Below are 18,943 nucleotides of genomic sequence, written 5' to 3'. Positions count from 1 at the left end.
ATGAACTTTCATGAAAACATGTCGGAGGAGCTGTTAGCACGTTACCTGGCCGAAACCGCTTCCGAAAAAGAAATTGAACAGGTGAACGCCTGGCTGGCACAATCACCTGAAAACGAACGCGAGCTGGCCACTTACAGATTGATCTGGGACCATTCGGCTTATGCTGCAAAAACGAATGTTCCGGTTAGTACAGATGCTGCCTGGGACAAAATGAAGGCCAAAATGGCGAAACCCGCTCCCGCCGTTGCACCCGAAACATCAAAACCGGCAGCGCGTGAAATTGAATTTAAACCGCAAACCGTTCAGCGGAAACTCCCGATCACGGTTTGGGCAGCTGCCATGGTTGTTTTGGCCTTATTGGCCTTCGGATGGTTTCATTTCCAATCCAACCAACCGGCTGAGATGCAGCGCATAGTTACGACCAACAACACCAGTGACAGCGTGCTTCCCGACGGAACCAAAGTTTTTCTTAACTATAATTCCTCCCTAACCTATCCTGCCAATTTCGACGGTGACCTTAGAACCGTTTCCTTGCAGGGCGAAGCGTTTTTTGATGTAAAGCCCGACGCTGCGCACCCATTTGTAATTGACGCAAACGGAACCGAAATACGCGTTTTGGGAACATCATTCAATGTAAAAGCTTACAAAGAAGCACCCGTGCGAGTGGATGTTTCAACCGGAAAAGTGCAGGTTAGCAAAGCTTCGAACAAGGTCCAGCTCGTAAAAGGGCAAGGCGCAGAAGTGCTTGATGATACAATCAGAGGCCTGGAAGCAAACAGGAATATGCTAAGTTACCACACACAAGTTTATGATTTCAATGCGGCCGACCTGAATGAAGTAATTACCTCAATTCGTGACGGTTACCACGTAGATGTGCGTCTGTCCAACCAGCAGATAGCGCAATGCAGGCTTACGATCCGGTTTGAAAAAGAGCCATTGGATGCCACACTGTCTGTCATTGCGGAAACATTGGATCTTGATCTGAGAAAAGAAGGAAAGGTTTACTGGCTCGACGGAAATGGCTGCCAATAGTTTTTTAAAACATAAAACAAGCATTCTCTTAGTCTGGCTTTTATTGATGGCCGGTTTTGCATCTGCGCAGGACCTGCTAGAAAAACGGATTTCACTTAATATTACCAACCGCCCGCTGGATGAAACATTGCAAAAGATCGGAGATCTGGCCGGTTTCAGCTTTTCGTACAGCCCGGATATGGTGGATGTCAAAGGGCGGGTTTCCATTCAGGCCAATAACCTGAGCGTCAGGGAAATTTTAACTTCCCTATTCAAAGATAAAGTCTCATTCAAAGAGCGCCGCCGATACATTATCCTTCAAAAAATAGAAGTTCCGAAAGATGAAAAGCCCGAGAATTTCAATCTGAATGGCTACATCATCGACAACAAAACGGGCCAAAAGCTGGCTAATGCGAGTATTTACGAATCAGCAACATTGGCGTCGGCGGTTAGTAATCAATATGGTTATTATAAAATTCGCCTGCCGGTTTCACTGGCGGCCGTTCGGCTGGAAGTCAGGAAAGAGGATTACATTGGAAAAACCATTTCAGTTGCGAGCAGAGAGGATAAATATTTACAAATCAAACTTAATCCGGATACATTAAAACTGCTTTCCCGCAAGGCGCCGCGGGCTGTTTTCATCAAAGATTCGCTGCATCACAAAGTGGCGATTCCGCAGTTTGAGATCGTCTCCGAACCTGCTTTCGAAACGGACACTGTTATCGCGCAGGAGGCTTCCAACCAGGCTGCCAGCCGGGCTGGAAGCCGGCCAGAATTCAATCTAACCAAGGATCCTGAAAAATTTAAAACCACTTATCGCAAGGTCCAGAGCAGTTTTGTGAGTGCATTTGCGTCTGCCAAGCAAGCGATTCACACCCGCAACATTCAGGATACATTATACCATCCCTTCCAAGCTTCGATTTTGCCATTTTTGGGAACAAATCATGAACTGAGCGGGAACATTATCAACGACTACTCCATAAACCTGATTGCCGGTTACTCATTGGGGGTCAACAAATTGGAAGTCGGGGGTTTGCTGAATGTGGTTCGTGGGAATGTGAATGGATTTCAGCTGGCCGGGTTCAGCAACATTGTGGGCAGGGACGTGAGCGGTTTTCAATATGCCAATGTCCTGAACATCACATTAGGCAGTGTGCACGGGTTCCAGGGAACGAATTTCATTAATTACATTGGCAGAAATCTCCGCGGTTTTCAATTTGCAGGCGTCGGCAATGTAGTGGTCGGGACTTTGGAAGGTTACCAGCTCTCGGCGGGTTATAATTACGCAAATACGGTCCGGAGCGGCCACCAGATTGGTTTTGTCAACTATGCAGATTCTTCTGCCACCACGCCATTCGGGATTTTTAGCTTTGTCCGCACGAATGGTTATCGCCGCTACGAGTTTTCGACGGATGAATTTAATTATTTCAACACTGCCTTTAAAACAGGCGTAAGTGCATTTTATAACATTTTTAGTCTGGGAACCAACGGCTTAGTGGATGACAAACCGCTGGTTACATTGGGATACGGATTCGGAACATCCCAAAATCTTGGAAAAGGCTGGGGCATTAATGCGGATCTCACCGGGCATCTGGTAGTTTTCAAAGACGAGCCACTGGAAGATGTAGAAACTGGACTATTCAAAGCTTCGATTGCCATCGAGAAGAAGCTGGGCAGGCAATTCGCATTGTTTGCGGGCCCGTCCGTCAATCTGCTCACTGGCCATCATTCCGGGTTAATCGACACGGAGAAATCAAAAGGCCTCAGCCCCATATGGCTTGGCGGGAAGCCGGACGACTCCCGCAAAACCTATGGCTGGGTTGGTGTACAGGCTGGAATCCGGTTTTGTAATTAGTTAAAAACCAATCCGCTTTCTGCCGTTCTGCGAGGCTATTCCCGCAGCATATTCCCTCAATTCTTTTAATTCTTTTTCAAAACCACCCGACAAAATGGGGAAGCGGCACCAAGTTCTCGGATCCAGATTGAGGTCATCCAAATGGAAGGAAGGCGCATAACGCTCACGTTTCCACTGATTTCTGCTCCATAGTTTGAAGAAACGCTCCGTCCAGGCCAGCAGTTGCTCTGTTTCATACAACCCTTTGTAACGAACCTGCAAATGTCGATACGCTTCCAGAGGTGACTTCTTATCCCTGATCGCCAGTTTCTCCAAAGCATTCAAAAACTCATAAGGCATGAGATCCGCTTCATCGGTTTGCGTTTGGGCGAGCGGCCTCAGCTCGGCGGTCGGCTGCAAGCTGTTCACTTTTTTCAAACCTTCGATCTTAATGTGCTTGCCATTCACCTCGCAACCAGCAGTTTCCAGCCAGCGCAGCCATTGACGCAAGTAATGCTTATCAATGCCGGCTAACGGACTAATGCTTCCCGCCGTGTCGCCATCCATCGTGGCATAACCCACGGCAGCTTCCGACCGGTTGGAAGTGGCCAATAGCAAATGATTCGAAAGGTTAGTCAGCAGCCATACGCCCGGGGCACGCACGCGCGCCTGAATGTTTTGCAAAGCAATGTCATCCTGCTCCCAGGATAACTTCCTGCCAATCTGGTCTTCGATCAGGCCTCTGTACGTTTCTACGAGACCATTAATGTTAATGTTATAGAATGTCGAACCGATGGATTCCGCCAGCGACTGCGCCGATTCCAGCGTATCCGTGGAGCTGTTTTCTGTTCCCTGGTAAATATTATGGATCAAAACCAAAGCGAGATCTTCTTCTGTTTTGGCAGACTGAATATCTTTAATGTAAGACAATTTCTCCTTCAAACGATCCATACCAATGCTCTCATCCGCAAGCCGGATCATTAACCCGCACAAAGCAGTGCAAGCGCAAGAATCCGCACCGCCGGAAAGCGAGATCGTGAAACCATTGGAACGGCTTTTCCTTAAATAATCAAACAATGCGAGACATACTGCCCGAGCAAACTCTTCTTCTTTAAGCGCGCCACCTTTTTCAAATGGCTCAATGTCAGGAACCTGCGGAAGAACAGGATCAATTTCCGGAAAATCGAAACGCCCGTTCACACGCCACGTTCGATCTTTATTCGCAATCGCAATTTTACTTTGGACCTGGCTCAGGCGCGTGTATTCTGTATCTATAACGGCAGTTGTAATCAGGTAATCTTCGTAACTGAAACGCGGACTCGAAGCCAGCAAATCACCATTGGACGCGATCATCGCGTCACCGTCGTAAAGTGCCCTTCCAGCCTCGTTACCAAGCAAATTGGTATAAATATAACTGCAAGAAAACGCCCTCGACGCGTCCACAACGAGCTTTTCGCGCGTCATAAATTTGTTAAAGGCAAAATGGCTCGCACTTGGGTTGAGGATAATGTCGACGCCTCTTTCGTACAGTCGGCGTGCAGGCCGGTTCGAAACCCAGCCGTCCTCACAAATCTCAAAACCGACTTTTACACTGTTGGAACCGCCCAGAATAGGCCCATTAGCAAGATCAAAAACGACATCGCCGATCGGATAAAGCATTTGATTTACTTCAATAGACTCAATAATGCCCGGTTGCCAGGGACGAAACCACCGGGCTTCGTAGTGAATGCCGTTATTTGCAAGGTTTTGTTTACAATAAAAACCCAGGATCTGCTTGTTGGAAATAAGGCAGGCAGCATTGTAAACGCTGCCATTGTGCCGTACCGGCAAACCCACGGCCACAACCATTCCGGCCGTTTCCTGCACAATTTCGAGCAAACATTCTTTGGCTTGTTCCACAAGGTCCGGCGCAAAAAAATAGTCGTCGCAGCCATATCCTGAAATACACAATTCAGGAAGGCAAAGCAGGCTTACCTGCTGCTTTCTGGCTTCATTGATTGCATTAATAATGTTCTTCGTATTCCCCTCCCACGCCATCGGCGTCTGATTCACTACTCCGGAAGCTACTTTGATCAATGGCATAAAAACGATTCTGGTTTGTGCCGGCAACTTAATAAAATTGCTTGTGCGTACCGGCAAAGTTTTTCCCTATTTTTGCCAAACATAAAAATTAACCCGTAGATTCCTCTTGCAATTCCCCTCATTCATCGCAAAACGCATCCGGCACAACGAAGCAGGCTCATTTTCTGCCACCGTTTCGCGCATAGGCGTTGCCAGTATTGCCATCGGGATTGCGGTCGGGATCATTGCTTTCGCGGTGTTGCTGGGTTTCAAACAAACCATCAGGCAGAAGATCTTTTTATTCGGCGCACACATTAATATCTCTTCATTTGCAGTGGGTAACACTTACGAAGAAGGGCCGCTTTTTGTCAAAAACCCGATCTCCGAAGCCTTACCCCGCATTCCAGAAGTCCTTCGCTGGCAGGCAGTTGCGCATAAATCCGGGATTCTTAAAACGGCAGATGAAATTAAAGGGGTTGTCCTAAAAGGCGTTGGTCAGGATTATGACTGGAATACATTCAAGAAAAGTTTGATCAGCGGAAAATTAATCACCAACAAAGATTCCACTTCATTAAAATACGGTTACTCTTCAGAAATCCTGATCAGCCATAAAATCGCTTCGCAGCTGCGGCTCAAATCCGGCGACAATGTGATCATGTATTCTATGCAAAACCCTCCCCGACCGCGCAAGCTGACTGTAGTCGGCATTTATGACACGCAAATGGAGGAGTTTGACAATAACCTGATCATAGGCGACATCAGCCTCGTGCAGCGGCTGAATGGCTGGGGAAAAGATTCCGTCGGGACTTATGAAGTGTATCTGAAAGATTTTGAGAAACTGGACGAGGTCGCAGCGGTACTCAGAAGAACGCTCCCGCCATCTATTTACCTTCAAAGGGTCACAAGCATTTTTCCGCAGATCTTCGACTGGCTTCTGCTGCTGGACCGCAATACAGCCGTTTTTTTAGCATTGATCCTTTTCGTTGCCTGCTTTAACATGATCTCGATACTGCTCGTAATGATCATGGAAAGGACGCCGCTGATCGGACTTTTGAAAACATTAGGAAGTCCTAACAAGCAAATCAGAATGGTTTTTTTCCGGGTCGGGCTGCATATGGTGCGCAAAGGCATCATCATTGGCAACATCGTCGGCCTTGCAGTTTGCTGGATCCAGTATCAGTTTAAAGTCATTGCACTAGACCCAGTCAATTATTACATGGACACCGTCCCCATCGTTTTTGACTGGCCTATCTTCCTCATGGTCAACATTATAACCATTGTCATATCCGGACTGATCCTGCTGATTCCTACGTTGATTATTTCCCAGATCACGCCTATTAAAGCGTTGTTGTTCAAGAAATAAGCCCATTAATTTTACCAGACAACTTTCCCCAGCAATTCCGCAGCCCTTAGCAGCGTATCGTCATTCTTGGCAAAGCAAAAACGTAAAGTCTGGTAATTGGTAATTTCATTATAAAAAACAGAAACCGGAATGGACGCCACGCCTGCTTCAATGGTCAGTCGTTCAGCAAGTTGCCTGTCATTTTCGTCAGTAAGTTTTTCATAGGAAACATTCTGAAAAAAGCTTCCTTCCGATGATTTCAATGTAAATCCGATATCGCCGATCGCATGGTTGAATAAATCCCTTTTTTGCTGATAAAATGCCGAAAGGCCCAAATAATGCTCCGGCTCTTCCAGATACTCCGCCATAGCAAACTGAATCGGCGTTACGACACTGAAAACCAGGAATTGATGGATCTTTCTGAATTCTGCGGTAAGCTGTTTCGGTGCAAGACAATATCCTATTTTCCAGCCGGTTGTGTGAAATGTTTTACCAAAAGAACCGCATAGGAAAGTTCGCCCGGCGAGCTCGGGAATGGAAGCAGTGGAGATATGTTCGCGGCCGTCGAAAATGATATGCTCATAAACTTCGTCGCTGATCACAATCAAATCGTGCTTTTCAGCAATGCTAGCAAGTTCTTGCAGATCAGACAACTTCCAAACATTCCCGGTCGGATTATGCGGCGTGTTAATGATCACGGCCTTCGTTCTCGGACCGATTTTCGAACGCACATCCTGCCAGTCGATCCAGTCATATTGCGGATGCAATGTGACAAAAACCGGAATGCCGCCATTCAGCTCAATGGCCGGAACATAACTGTCATAGGCAGGCTCAAAAACGATCACCTCGTCACCCGGATGCACAACCGTCGACAATGCAACATATAACGCTTCCGTAGCGCCGCTGGTAATGGTTATTTCAGTTTCGGGATGATACTCTTTTGATGTCGCAATAAAGACTTTCTTTGCAATTGCCTCCCGCAACGCCATTACGCCAGCCATAGGCGCATATTGGTTTTTGCCTTGCGCAATGTATTTACCAACCAACTTCTGCAATTCCGGCGCGCAATCGAACTCAGGAAAACCCTGGGCCAGGTTAATCGCCTTATGCTCTTCGGCCAGCCTGGACATTTTTGTAAAAATAGTAGTTCCAACGCGTGGAAGTTTGGAGCGAAAACCGGCCTTCAATAACATAAAAGATTCTGTAAATCAATTGGAAAATGAGCCCTGTGATCAGGCTTTGTCCAAATCTATAAAACCAGAGGCAAATTGTTTTACACGAAGCGGATTTTGTGTCAATTCCGAAGCAAGAAACTCCGGATAAACCTTAATTTGTGAAATTTCTATAACGGAATGCCATTTAAAGAGCAATTCACCATCACCTTCCACGCCAATGAAATCGCTTTGATCTTTCAAATCCTGAATGTCCATTTTATAATAAAAACCCAGCTCGTGGTGCTTGATATCATTGTAAACGAAGAAATTCTCTGAAACCCAAAGCATTTCGCCAACCTCAACATCCATTCCCGTTTCCTCCTGCATTTCCCGGATTAATGTATCCTTGGAAAACTCAAAAAGAGAAGCGCGGCCGCCGGGCAGGCTCCAAAATTTGTCAGCGGGTGTCTTATGCAAAAGCACTTTCCCGTCCACAATCGCAACGCCCGCGACACGGTAATTGAACAATGCTCCATCAATGGCAAGGCTGATCATTTCATTCAAATTTTGGAGATTATAGTGCTTCGGCTTTCCCTACGGACGATTCACGGATGATCAATGAGGTTTTTAATGATCTGGTTTCAAAAACATCTGTCTTTTGGGGATGCTCTATGAGCCGGATCAGCAGCTCAACAGCCTGCTGGCCCATTTCCATCGCAGGCTGCACCACGGCAGTCAGAGGCGGATTAAGCAGCTCCGCAACGCTGATATTGGTAAAGCCAACAATGGCGATCTGCTCAGGAATTTTAATGTTTTTCTTTTGCAAAACAGACATACAACCCGTGGTAAGGCGGTCGCTGGCTGTGAAAATAGCGTCGGGTGGTTCCGGCATTTCCAGCATTTCTTGAACGGCCTGTTCATTCTCGCTCGCTACTTTGCCTCCGTGGTAACAATATTTGACGTAAGATTCCTCAAAAGCAAGCCCATTGTCCTCCAAAGCCTGCTTGTAGCCCGCCAGGCGTTCGGTTGTGATGGATAAATAAATGGGGCTGGTTAAATGCGCAATGCGTTTTCTGCCGGACTTAATCAAATGCTCTGTCGCCTCATAGCTTCCCGCAAAATTATCCACGACCACTTTATGCGTTTCAATGGCATTTGGAACGCGGTCCAGAAAAACGATGGGCAACCCTTTTTCCATCAGGTCCTGGAAATGAAACAGGTTGGTTGTCAGGCTGGACAAGGAAATTAGAAGACCATCCACTTTACGGGAAACCAGGTAATTCGTATTGGCAACTTCCCGCTCATACGACTCGTGGCTTTGGAAAATAACCACATGATAGCCCAGATTATACGCTATGGATTCAATGCCGTTAATGAGCTGGGAAAAGAAATGATTGGCAATTTCAGGAATGATGACCCCTATGGATTTGCTTTTGCTGTCCCGCAAGCTCAGCGCAATAGGATTGGGCCGGTAATTCATCCGTTCTGCATATTCCATCACCAATTTCTTGGTTTCAGGATTGATTTCATAGCTATTACGCAAAGCCCGGGAGACGGTCGAAGTCGAAAGTCCCAGCGCTTTGGCAATGTCTTTAATTGTGATAGTTTCCAAAGAAAAATTGGTTTATTCCAACTTAATGTTCGATTAAATATAGTTTATCCAACATTACGTCAATGTACTAAAATACAAACGAATATTGAAATCGATCGTCCGTTGTTTGCCGCCGCACGTGAGCTGGTAACGTTCCCGATAACGATTGCACAAAAAAAGACAATTCATTATTTGATAGTTCTAACTATTCGGCCTAAACTGCCGGGGCTAACGGTCTTCTTAGACCGACGCGGAATTCAGGGGCTACCCCGAAAAACACAATTTGCCATTCTTGAATGCATACAAAAAACATATTTGACCTGACAGGCAGAACTGCGCTGGTAACCGGGTGCAACCGCGGAATTGGAAAAGCCATGGCGGAGGCCCTTGCAGAAGCGGGTGCCGACATCATTGGCGTTTCATCGTCCGACGTCAAGTCAGCCGACGGATTACAGACTGCGGTGACCGCGACCGGCCGAAAATTTTATGCGTACCAGGCGGACCTGGGAAATCGCGAAAGCATTTATGCATTTATTAATCAAGTAAAGAAAGAGCACGACCGCATCGACATTCTGATCAACAACGCTGGCATTATCCTCCGCCAGCCCGCGGCAGAACATTCGGATGAATATTGGGACCAGGTGCTGAACATTAACCTGGACGCGCCTTACATTCTTTCGCGGGAATTCGGTCGTGATATGATTGCGCGGGGTTATGGGAAAATCATCTTTACAGCATCATTGCTTACATTTCAGGGCGGCATTAATGTGCCCGGATATACGGCATCCAAAAGTGCGATTGGCGGTCTTGTGAAAGCACTGGCCAACGAATGGGCCGGAAAAGGGGTAAATGTGAATGCCATAGCACCCGGTTATATCAATACGGATAATACGGAAGCGCTGAGAAATGACCTGGTAAGGAGCAAATCCATCCTGGACCGCATTCCGGCCGGAAGATGGGGCATGCCGGAAGATTTCAAAGGTCCGGCGGTATTTCTGGCATCAGACGCTTCGAGCTATGTAAATGGCACAATATTAACCGTTGACGGCGGCTGGATGGGCCGGTAATTTCTCCAAAATCATTAATAACACAGCTAAAACCAACCCTATGCAAATCAGATTTGAAAGTAGCCGGAAAGAAGTTTCGCAAATGGACACGGCGACTTTACGCGAAAATTTTTTAATAGAAAATATATTCCAAAACGACCAGATCAACTTCGTTTACACGCATTATGACCGCGTCATGATCGGCGGCGCCATTCCGGCGACCAAGCCGCTTACGCTTGAAACTTACGGCCCGCTGAAAGCTGAATATTTTCTGGAAAGAAGAGAAATCGGGATCATTAACATTGGCGGAAAGGGTCAAATTCAGGCGGATGGAGCCACATTTGAAATCAGTAAGCTGGGCTGTGTTTATTTAGGAAAAGGGACAAAAGAAGTTGTTTTTTCGAGTGAAAATCAGGCAGATCCGGCCGTATTTTATCTCCTGTCCTCACCTGCGCACCAGTCGTTTCCGGCAACATTATATACAAAAGAGGACGCTGCGCCTACAACAATGGGCAGCATGGAAACTTCCAATCACCGGACCATTTACAAATACATTCACGCAGGCGGCATTCAAAGCGCGCAGCTTGTGATGGGGCTTACTGTTTTGCAAACCGGAAGTGTCTGGAACACCATGCCTGCGCACGTTCACGACAGGCGCATGGAAGCCTATTGTTACTTCGATGTTCCTGCTAATCAGCGCATTCTGCATTTGATGGGCGAACCAACGGAGACGCGCCACTTATGGCTTGCCGACCGTCAGGCGATCATCTCTCCGCCCTGGTCAATCCATTCAGGCTGTGGCACTTCGAGCTATTCTTTCATCTGGGGAATGGCTGGCGAAAACAGGGATTATACGGATATGGACGCAGTGGCTATAACTGATCTGAGATAATGAGCGACATAAAAGGGAGGCAATTTATTGACGACGCAGACATTCCCTGGGAAGATCTGGGCGGTGGTTTAAAGCGGAAGATCATGGCTTATGATGACAATCTGATGATGGTCAAAGTGGCTTTTGAGAAAGGTGGCATTGGTGTATTACACAGCCATTTCCATACGCAGATGAGTTATGTGGAAAGCGGGAAATTTGAAATAACCATTGGCCCGAAAACCGGCATACTGAGCGGCGGCGACGCCTATTACATTCCGCCGGATGTGGTTCACGGCGCACTATGCCTGGAAGCGGGAATGCTGGTGGATATTTTCAACCCCATGCGAGGTGATTTTATAAAATTTTAGATGATAATGTTTCTTCTTTTCTGATGAAAAAATTGCTACGCAGCATTTCCGTTATTGCACTATTCTGCTTTGCCCCTGATATTATACTCAATGTTAGCGCACAGAAACTTCCCATGTCACGCCGAATGGCCGACTCTTTCATGGCACGTCATAAGGATTCAATTTTGGTAGGAAAAAATACTGCAACAAAATGGGATTACGAGCAGGGCTTAATGTTGAAAGCCATTGAAAAAGTCTGGTATAGAACAGGCGAAGGCAAATATTTTGAATACATCAGAAAAGACATTGACCAATATGTCGGGCCGGACGGAAGCATCAGAACTTACAAATTCGACGACTTCAACATTGACAACATTCCTCCGGGAAGGGCATTACTTACACTTTATCAACAAACACAACCAGACAAAGAAAAATACAAAAAGGCCGCTGATCTGCTCTGGAAGCAATTGGAAGCGCAGCCGCGAACAAAGGAAGGTGGCTATTGGCATAAAAAGCGTTATCCCTATCAAATGTGGCTGGATGGCCTTTTCATGGGCGAACCATTTGCGGCGGAATACAGCCGGCTGTTTAATCATCCCGAGCATTTCGATGACATTGCCAAACAATTTGCATTGATCGAGAAATATGCAGTCGATGAAAAAACGGGCCTGATTTACCATGCGTATGATGAGAGCCGTGAGCAAAAATGGGCGGATAAAACGACGGGCCGTTCACCTAATTTCTGGTCGCGAGCCATCGGCTGGTATGCCATTGCATTGGTGGATGTCTTGGATTATTTTCCCAAAGATCATCCCAAGCGGATTGAACTTATCCAATATCTGAAAAGGCTTGCGCCGGTCTTGGCCCAATATCAGGACAAGCAATCCGGCCTTTGGTATCAGGTAATCGATCAGGGGAAAAGGAAAGGAAATTATTTAGAAGCTTCCGCGTCCTGCATGTTCATTTATGCATTGGCTAAGGGTGCTAGAATGGGCTATATTGATCAGTCATTTGCAGCCAACGCGAAGCGCGGTTATGCAGGAGCTTTGAAGGAATTTGTTGAAAAAGAAGCAGATGGACTGCTTAGTCTGAACAAAACAGTGAGTGTAGGCGGACTTGGCGGCACGCCTTACCGCGACGGGACTTACGAATATTATCTCAGCGAACCCATCCGGAAAAACGACCTGAAAGGAATCGGGCCATTCATTTTTGCCAGCATTGAAATGGAAATTGCTGCGGAGAATGCGGTGGGAAAGGGCAAAACAGTTGGGTTAGACTATCATTTTAATCAGGAATCCAGAAAACTGTCTGACGGAACAAGCGACCCCTTTCATTACACCTGGGAAGACCGGCTGCATTCCGGATTTTGGCTTTGGGGAAACATTTTCAGAGAGTTAGGCGCGCAGACAGTGTCAGTTTCCGGTCCCCCCACAGCCGCAAAACTCAAAGGCATTGACATTTACATTATAGTAGACCCGGACACGAAAAAGGAGTCGCCCGAGCCCAATTTCATTCAACCAAACGACATTAACGAGATCGAAAATTGGGTGAAGAACGGCGGAGTGCTGGTGATGATGGCAAATGACACTGCCAATTGTGAGATCAAGCATTTCAATGAGCTGGCTAAAAAATTTGGCATACAATTCAGCAATAAAAACAGGAATATGGTGCAAGGGACGCAGTTTGAACAGGGAAAACTGATGATCCCCGTGGATAGCAAAGCCATTTTCAAAACGGCCGGCAAAATTTACATCAAAGAACTTTCTCCGCTCCTCCTTTCGCCACCAGCCAAATCCGCCCTGACAGACCAGGGAGACGTTATTTTTGGTATTTCCAAATATGGTAAAGGGACGGTTTTCGCCGTGGGAGACCCGTGGCTGTACAATGAATATGTCGACGGACGGAGGATTGATACGAGCTTTGAGAATTTTGAAGCAGGGAAAGATCTGGCCGATTGGTTACTAAAACAGGTTGTTAAAAAGTAAAACCGAAATGTTATGAGCCGCCTTTTTCGCGAAAATCTTGGCCAGTTAAGAAATCAGCCAGCGCTTACTGTTCCGGATGATTCCATTTTCCAACTCCCGGAAAAAGTGCTTCAATTCGGCACAGGGGCATTTCTACGTGGCCTGGCTGACTATTTCATTGATAAGGCCAACAGGCAGGGCGTTTTCAACGGGCGCATTGTGGTGGTGAAGTCTACGGACGAAGGCGATCTGAAAGCTTTTGAGCGGCAGGATAATCTTTATACAATCTGCCTACGTGGCAGCCGGAATGGCGCTGTGGAAGAAGAAAACATCATTTCCTCTGCGATTAGCCGGGTGTTGTCGGCCAAAACACAATGGTCGCTCGTGCTGGACCTGGCGAAAAATCCTGCGATCAGCATTGTAATTTCCAACACCACGGAGATCGGCATCCAGCTTGTTCAGGATGATATTTATCAATGGCCGCCCGTTTCATTTCCAGGCAAATTGCTGGCTTTTTTATATGCACGTTATGTGGCTTTTGGCGGAAACCCGGAATACGGCGTCGTCATTATCCCCACGGAACTGATTACAGAAAATGGCAAAAAACTCGAATCTATTGTGCTGGAACTAGCACATAGGAACGGGCTGGAAGCAGCATTTATAGATTGGCTGGAAAATCACAATTCGTTCTGTAATTCACTGGTAGACAGAATTGTACCTGGAAAACCTGATGAAAATATTTGCAAAGAGCTAGCTGCCGAACTGGGTTACCAGGACGATTTGCTGATCACCGCCGAACATTATCATTTATGGGCCATCGAAGGCGATGCGACCATCCGCAAAAAGCTGCCATTCCACGAAGTTGACGAAGGAATGATCGTTGAGCCCGACATTGAGCTCTATCGTGAACTGAAATTAAGGCTGCTCAATGGTGCACACACACTCGGGAGCGGCCTAGCGCATTTGTGCGGCTTCAAAACTGTGGACCAGGCTATGGATAACGCCTTTTTTGCAACATATCTGGCCAATCTCATGGAAAGTGAGATAGCACCGGCAATCCCTTATCCGGTGGCCGAGGAGCGCGCACTGCAATTTAGCCGCAGCGTTTTGGAGCGTTTTCACAATCCGCATTTAAGGCATAAATGGCTGAATATCACGCAAAATTATTCTGCCAAAATGTTGTCAAGGGTTATGCCGGTTTTTTTGAAATATGAGAAGATCCGCGACACTTTTCCAGAGCACATTACATTCGGATTTGCTGCTTACATCTTCTATATGAAGGCAGTACGAAAAGACGGTGAGCATTATTACGGGCTTTCAAATGGTGCTTATTATTTAATTCAGGACCAGAAAGCGGCCTATTTTCATCAGAAATGGCAGATTGCTTCGCTGGACGATATGGTTACCACTATTCTTAAAGATCAGTCTATCTGGCAAAAAGATCTTTCCAAATCAGAGGTAGTGCGTAAAAATATCGTCTCCTATCTCGAATCCCTGAAACAAGTAGGCGCGCTGGACACATTGAAAATATTCCTTGAAAAAACAGAATACGCCTGAATAAAAAACGCTAAACCTTTTTCACCTTAACCTAATCTGCAAATTCCCTACATGGAAAACCAAATGACCAAATACCGCTGGCGGATCGTGGCCCTGCTCTTTTGCGCAACTACGATCAACTATCTGGACCGGCAGGTTCTGGGATTGCTGAAACCCACATTAGAGGCAGATTTTGGCTGGTCTGAGCAGGATTTCAGTCACATTGTAATGGCTTTTCAAACGGCTTATGCCATTTCGCTTATCGGATTTGGCGCAATTATTGATAAGATAGGTGCGAAGCTGGGTTACACGATTTCCGTGGTGGTTTGGAGCATTGCAGCTATGATGCATGCATTGGCGAGCGGAACTTTCAGTTTTGGCTTTATGCGTGCATTGCTCGGGCTTGGTGAAGCGGGAAACTTTCCGGTTGCCATTAAAGCGACGGCAGAATGGTTCCCCAAACGCGAACGCGCCCTTGCGACGGGGATTTTCAACTCCGGTGCTAACATTGGCGCAGTCGTCGCCCCGATCATGGTCCCCTGGATTTTGGGCTCCTATGGCTGGCAGGAAGCGTTTCTGATCACTGGCGCCATTGGTTTTGTGTGGCTATTTTTCTGGTTCCGTTATTACGAGGTTCCTGCGAAACAGCACCGCATTAATCAGGCCGAGTTCGACTACATTCACAGTGACAATGAGCCTGATACAAGCAAGGAAGCGCCTGTTAAATGGTTGGATTTGTTTAAAGTAAGACAAACCTGGGCATTTGTTTTTGGTAAAATGCTCACCGATCCCATCTGGTGGTTTTTCCTGTATTGGCTGCCTTCCTATTTTGCCGAAGCATTCAAGCTGAATCTTTCCAAACCAAGCCCCGAGCTTGTTATCGTTTACACGGCAACCACCGTTGGAAGCATTGGCGGCGGTTATCTTTCAGGTTATTTTATCAAAAAAGGATGGCCAATTTTCAGGGCTAGGAAGACTTCCATGCTCATTTTCGCATTCCTCGTTACGCCCATTATGCTGGCACAATACACAACCAACATCTGGCAGGCGGTGGTGCTGATCAGCCTGGCGGCTGCGGCGCATCAGGCTTGGAGCGCTAACATTTTCACTACGGCTTCGGATATGTTTCCCAAGAAGGCAGTGAGTTCCGTTGTAGGGATCGGCGGCATGGCAGGATCAGTAGGAGGCATCCTTTTTCCGCTTTTGGTAGGGATCATTTTGGATAATTATAAGGCTGCCGGCAATATTGGCGGCGGTTATAACCTGATTTTCATCATATGCGGCTTTGCATATTTGCTCGCCTGGGGTGTCATGCATTTGTTTGCGCCTAAAATGGAAAGGGTTGATATTTAAGAGCTGCCATAACCTGCAACATTAAACCAACAGTAATTTTAACAATGAAAAAAACATTATTAGTGGCTGTATTTCTCGTGCTGGGAAATATCATCGCATTTGCCCAAAGCAGCGACGAAAAAGCAGTAGCCGACGCAGTCGAAAAACTTCGCGTCGCCATCATTGGAGCCCAGGAGTCAGACCTCTTAAAACTCACGTCCCCATCTTTAACATACGGACATTCAAACGGTCTTTTGGAAGATCAAAAAGAATTCATCCGCGCATTAACCAGCGAAGAATCTAAATTCACCAAGATCGATCTTTCCGAGCAAACCATCACAGTTTCCGGCGACGTAGCCATAGTCCGCCATAAATTAATGGGAGAAACCCATAACAAAGGCAAAGAGCCTGCTGCCGTCAAGCTGGGCGTATTTACAGTTTGGCAAAAATTAAAAGGACAATGGCTCTTAATGGGCCGCCAGGCATTCAAGTTGCCTTAAAACTCACTTTTTGACGCGCAATTTCAACTGCTTTGTGCAATTTGTCTTGTAAAAGCTCCTGCGAAGGCAGCGCAGTGAGGTAATCAGCAACCCGGATGTTTGATTGATCCAATTGCATCAGTTCTACATGCTCCTTATTCTTACCACTACAAAGTATCAGGCCGATGGGCGCGTTCTCGCCTTCGGCCTGTTCGTATTTTTCGAGGAAGCGTAAATACAATTCCATCTGTCCTTTGAAAGCCGCTTCAAAAGCGCCCATTTTCAGATCGATGGCCACCAGGCATCGTAACCTTCTGTGATAAAAAAGTAAGTCAATAAAATAATCACTTTGATCAATGGTGATACGCTTTTGCCTTGCCATAAACGCAAAGTCGCTGCCGAGTTCAATGATAAATTTTTGAAGCTCAACAATGATAGACGTTTCCAGATCCTTTTCTGAATAAGCATCTTTCAGACCTAAAAAATCAAGGAAGTAAGGATCTCTGAAAACAAGGTCGGGATTCAGCTTTTGCTTGTCCCGCAAAAGGTTAAGGTCATTTGCAATCGTTTCCTCCGGCTTCTTGCTGATAGCAGTGCGCTCGTAGAGCATTGATTTGATGCGTTCATCCAACTGCCTGGAAGACCAGTTTTCTAAACGGCAGATTTCAATATAAAACTCCCTTTTAAGTTGATCCTCAACGTACATCAGCAACTTAAAATGGGTCCAGCTCAATTGTCTCCGCAGTGCGGAGACAATTGAGCTGTCTGGAAATATGCTTGCGAAATGCATGCAATGACGTAGCAGTTTCTCACTCCATCCGCTTCCATATTCCGATACCAAATCAATACTTAACATTTTGACGACTTGCTTGCCATACTCCGCGCGGTCATTCCTAAGCACATCATCATTAATCCTCTTACCAATCTGATAATACAGCATAGTTATCTCAGCATTTACAGCAACAGCAACTCGGGCCCTGCTTTCCTTAATAAGTAGCTTGACAGACGAAATGAGTTCTGATGGTTGTGTCTCCTCGTTCATAAATGCATTTGGTTAATTTTATAACTTTTATGCATTTAGACGTAGCTTTCAAAACAAGGTCACAAGTCAATCAAAAAAAAATTCATTTTTTTTCAATGCGATGGCCTTTCCGGGACGGGTGCTGAGGCGTGGTAGTCTTTTTGGATGAAGGCTGCATATTGGTCTAGTAATTCGATGACTTTATCACGGGTTTTGGCCCTCACGACCAGGCCGACGTGATAAGGTTCGTTCATGCGCCATACAATTTCGGGGTCATTGAAAACGGAGAGGTCGGGCCATTCATGTCTGGCTAGTGAAATGATGATGCCTGAATAATCTTTTCTGACCGCCGGTAACTTGTAATTGTCGCCTCTTGCTTCGGCAGTCTCCATTTTGGCCCATTCTGTCCAAAGGTTGATGCCGGACGATGCCTCCACCATTTCCGAAAGATTGGCGCCTCCTACCCGTGAAGAAGTTTCGAGGAAATAGTATTTCCCATCGTCATGGCAACGGATCACCTCCGTGTGCGAAGCGCTATGCTTTAAGCCGAATGCTTTCAAAAGATCCACGGCCAGGGTTTCCAACGCGTGTTCCTCAGAAGAATCAAAAGGCACAGTTACCGACCTGAATATGCCGCCGCCATGCGCCACATCGAAGGGCGGCGCCAGATATTTGCTGTTCCAGGAAAAGATAACCCGGCCATTATACGAAATAGAATCTACATGATAAACATCCCCGGGCTTGTACTGCTCCACAAGATAAGCATGTCTTTTATCGCCAAGCTGATGAATCGTTTCCCAAAGCTCAACGGCATTCTCCATCTTTTTGATCCCCGTCGCCGAAGCCTCAGACCTAGGTTTGATCATCCACGGACCAGGATATTTTTCAATGAAATCATTGATCGCATCATCGTTGAAAAGCGCAGAAAAGCCCGGCACTAAAATCCCCGATTCGGCAGCTTTGGTGCGCATCGCAAGCTTATCACGGAAATATCGCCCCGTCGTCTGCCCCATGCCCGGGATCCGGAAATATTCTCTGATATGCGCTGCTTTTTCGACGTCAAAATCATCCAGCGCAACCACCCGGTCAATGGCCCTGCTGCGCATGACGTAAGCGAGACCGTTAATGATCTCGTCCATATTGTATCTGCCATCCTCCCCTTCTTCCACATAAAAAAACTCATCAACCGAATCCCTAACCCACGGCTTATGCTCCAATTTTTTGGCCGTAATGAGGAAGACTTTGTTACCGGACTCCTTCAAAGCTTTCAGAAAATCGTTACCCTTGAAATATGTTGATATGCAAAGAAAAGTTAGCGCTCGGGCCATAAAAATTAGCTTTCGTGGAATATAGC

Annotated in this window: 16 protein-coding genes; 10 read left to right on the top strand and 6 right to left on the bottom strand. The window is 46.5% G+C overall.

Translation table 11 applies throughout. The features are described 5' to 3' along the window. Both L0659_RS02080 and L0659_RS02075 read left to right on the top strand, forming a co-directional pair. Nucleotides 1–1,032 carry a FecR domain-containing protein gene (locus L0659_RS02080; RefSeq protein WP_235123908.1) on the top strand — a complete coding sequence of 344 codons (1,032 nt, stop codon included), beginning with the start codon at nt 1–3 and terminating at the stop codon, nt 1,030–1,032. Further along, complete coding sequence (locus tag L0659_RS02075) at nt 1,019–2,866, top strand: STN and carboxypeptidase regulatory-like domain-containing protein (RefSeq protein ID WP_235123906.1); 1,848 nt, start codon at nt 1,019–1,021, stop codon at nt 2,864–2,866. The genes L0659_RS02080 and L0659_RS02075 overlap by 14 nt, the downstream gene beginning before the upstream one ends. On the opposite strand, the gene nadE is transcribed toward L0659_RS02075, so the two are convergent. Beyond that, nucleotides 2,867–4,927 (bottom strand): NAD(+) synthase, encoded by a 2,061-nt coding sequence (nadE, locus tag L0659_RS02070; RefSeq protein WP_235123905.1) that lies wholly within the window; start codon nt 4,925–4,927, stop codon nt 2,867–2,869. It lies immediately after the preceding gene. Nucleotides 4,928–5,033: 106 nt separating this feature from the next. On the opposite strand from nadE, the gene L0659_RS02065 reads away from it, so the two are divergent. Then, nucleotides 5,034–6,269, top strand: coding sequence for an ABC transporter permease (locus L0659_RS02065; RefSeq protein WP_235123904.1), 1,236 nt, complete (start codon nt 5,034–5,036; stop codon nt 6,267–6,269). Between the two features lie 11 nt (nt 6,270–6,280). On the opposite strand, the gene L0659_RS02060 is transcribed toward L0659_RS02065, so the two are convergent. The 3 genes from L0659_RS02060 to L0659_RS02050 are packed head-to-tail and all read right to left on the bottom strand — an operon-like array spanning nt 6,281 to nt 9,014. Beyond that, complete coding sequence (locus L0659_RS02060) at nt 6,281–7,441, bottom strand: methionine aminotransferase (protein WP_235123903.1); 1,161 nt, start codon at nt 7,439–7,441, stop codon at nt 6,281–6,283. Between the two features lie 39 nt (nt 7,442–7,480). Beyond that, a complete protein-coding gene (locus tag L0659_RS02055) occupies nt 7,481–7,957 on the bottom strand; it encodes an NUDIX hydrolase (RefSeq protein WP_235123902.1) in 477 nt (158 codons plus the stop codon). Between the two features lie 19 nt (nt 7,958–7,976). After that, a complete protein-coding gene (locus L0659_RS02050; RefSeq protein ID WP_235123901.1) occupies nt 7,977–9,014 on the bottom strand; it encodes a LacI family DNA-binding transcriptional regulator in 1,038 nt (345 codons plus the stop codon). A gap of 275 nt (nt 9,015–9,289) precedes the next feature. Between L0659_RS02050 and kduD the strand changes: the two genes are divergently transcribed. The 7 genes from kduD (at nt 9,290) to L0659_RS02015 (ending at nt 16,589) form a co-directional block, all read left to right on the top strand. Beyond that, complete coding sequence (gene kduD / locus L0659_RS02045) at nt 9,290–10,060, top strand: 2-dehydro-3-deoxy-D-gluconate 5-dehydrogenase KduD (RefSeq protein WP_235123900.1); 771 nt, start codon at nt 9,290–9,292, stop codon at nt 10,058–10,060. 40 nt (nt 10,061–10,100) lie between these two features. Continuing rightward, nucleotides 10,101–10,931, top strand: coding sequence for a 5-dehydro-4-deoxy-D-glucuronate isomerase (gene kduI / locus L0659_RS02040; RefSeq protein WP_235123899.1), 831 nt, complete (start codon nt 10,101–10,103; stop codon nt 10,929–10,931). Then, a complete protein-coding gene (locus L0659_RS02035; RefSeq protein ID WP_235123898.1) occupies nt 10,931–11,278 on the top strand; it encodes a cupin domain-containing protein in 348 nt (115 codons plus the stop codon). The genes kduI and L0659_RS02035 overlap by 1 nt, the downstream gene beginning before the upstream one ends. A 125-nt stretch (nt 11,279–11,403) precedes the next feature. Next, nucleotides 11,404–13,242, top strand: a complete 1,839-nt coding sequence (locus L0659_RS02030) for a glycoside hydrolase family 88 protein (protein ID WP_235125231.1) — start codon at nt 11,404–11,406, stop codon at nt 13,240–13,242. A gap of 12 nt (nt 13,243–13,254) precedes the next feature. Continuing rightward, on the top strand, nt 13,255–14,778 hold the full coding sequence (locus tag L0659_RS02025; RefSeq protein ID WP_235123897.1) for a tagaturonate reductase: 1,524 nt from the start codon (nt 13,255–13,257) through the stop codon (nt 14,776–14,778). Between the two features lie 51 nt (nt 14,779–14,829). Further along, nucleotides 14,830–16,110 carry an MFS transporter gene (locus L0659_RS02020; RefSeq protein WP_235123896.1) on the top strand — a complete coding sequence of 427 codons (1,281 nt, stop codon included), beginning with the start codon at nt 14,830–14,832 and terminating at the stop codon, nt 16,108–16,110. A gap of 44 nt (nt 16,111–16,154) precedes the next feature. Beyond that, the gene (locus L0659_RS02015; protein ID WP_235123895.1) at nt 16,155–16,589 is read left to right on the top strand and encodes a nuclear transport factor 2 family protein; all 435 of its coding nucleotides are present in this window, start codon (nt 16,155–16,157) and stop codon (nt 16,587–16,589) included. Here the strand turns inward: L0659_RS02015 and L0659_RS02010 are convergent. Continuing rightward, nucleotides 16,576–17,610 carry a YhcG family protein gene (locus L0659_RS02010; protein WP_235123894.1) on the bottom strand — a complete coding sequence of 345 codons (1,035 nt, stop codon included), beginning with the start codon at nt 17,608–17,610 and terminating at the stop codon, nt 16,576–16,578. The genes L0659_RS02015 and L0659_RS02010 overlap by 14 nt on opposite strands. A gap of 92 nt (nt 17,611–17,702) precedes the next feature. Next, complete coding sequence (locus L0659_RS02005) at nt 17,703–18,917, bottom strand: acetyl-CoA carboxylase biotin carboxylase subunit family protein (protein WP_235123892.1); 1,215 nt, start codon at nt 18,915–18,917, stop codon at nt 17,703–17,705. Nucleotides 18,918–18,943: the final 26 nt, after the last annotated feature.

Origin of the sequence: Dyadobacter sp. CY347, assembly GCF_021502655.1 — a bacterium.
Classification (GTDB): Bacteria; Bacteroidota; Bacteroidia; order Cytophagales; family Spirosomataceae; genus Dyadobacter.
This window is presented reverse-complemented; position numbering and strand designations above follow the sequence as displayed.

What these genes read in the sequence shown, in the direction of transcription:
- L0659_RS02005 (WP_235123892.1), bottom strand. Translation starts at nt 18,917, where the DNA reads ATGGCCCGAGCGCTAACTTTTCTTTGCATATCAACATATTTCAAGGGT.
- L0659_RS02025 (WP_235123897.1), top strand. Translation starts at nt 13,255, where the DNA reads ATGAGCCGCCTTTTTCGCGAAAATCTTGGCCAGTTAAGAAATCAGCCA.
- L0659_RS02020 (WP_235123896.1), top strand. Translation starts at nt 14,830, where the DNA reads ATGGAAAACCAAATGACCAAATACCGCTGGCGGATCGTGGCCCTGCTC.
- L0659_RS02015 (WP_235123895.1), top strand. Translation starts at nt 16,155, where the DNA reads ATGAAAAAAACATTATTAGTGGCTGTATTTCTCGTGCTGGGAAATATC.
- L0659_RS02075 (WP_235123906.1), top strand. Translation starts at nt 1,019, where the DNA reads ATGGCTGCCAATAGTTTTTTAAAACATAAAACAAGCATTCTCTTAGTC.
- kduD (WP_235123900.1), top strand. Translation starts at nt 9,290, where the DNA reads ATGCATACAAAAAACATATTTGACCTGACAGGCAGAACTGCGCTGGTA.
- L0659_RS02010 (WP_235123894.1), bottom strand. Translation starts at nt 17,610, where the DNA reads ATGAACGAGGAGACACAACCATCAGAACTCATTTCGTCTGTCAAGCTA.
- L0659_RS02030 (WP_235125231.1), top strand. Translation starts at nt 11,404, where the DNA reads ATGGCCGACTCTTTCATGGCACGTCATAAGGATTCAATTTTGGTAGGA.
- L0659_RS02060 (WP_235123903.1), bottom strand. Translation starts at nt 7,441, where the DNA reads ATGTTATTGAAGGCCGGTTTTCGCTCCAAACTTCCACGCGTTGGAACT.
- nadE (WP_235123905.1), bottom strand. Translation starts at nt 4,927, where the DNA reads ATGCCATTGATCAAAGTAGCTTCCGGAGTAGTGAATCAGACGCCGATG.
- L0659_RS02080 (WP_235123908.1), top strand. Translation starts at nt 1, where the DNA reads ATGAACTTTCATGAAAACATGTCGGAGGAGCTGTTAGCACGTTACCTG.
- kduI (WP_235123899.1), top strand. Translation starts at nt 10,101, where the DNA reads ATGCAAATCAGATTTGAAAGTAGCCGGAAAGAAGTTTCGCAAATGGAC.
- L0659_RS02035 (WP_235123898.1), top strand. Translation starts at nt 10,931, where the DNA reads ATGAGCGACATAAAAGGGAGGCAATTTATTGACGACGCAGACATTCCC.
- L0659_RS02055 (WP_235123902.1), bottom strand. Translation starts at nt 7,957, where the DNA reads ATGATCAGCCTTGCCATTGATGGAGCATTGTTCAATTACCGTGTCGCG.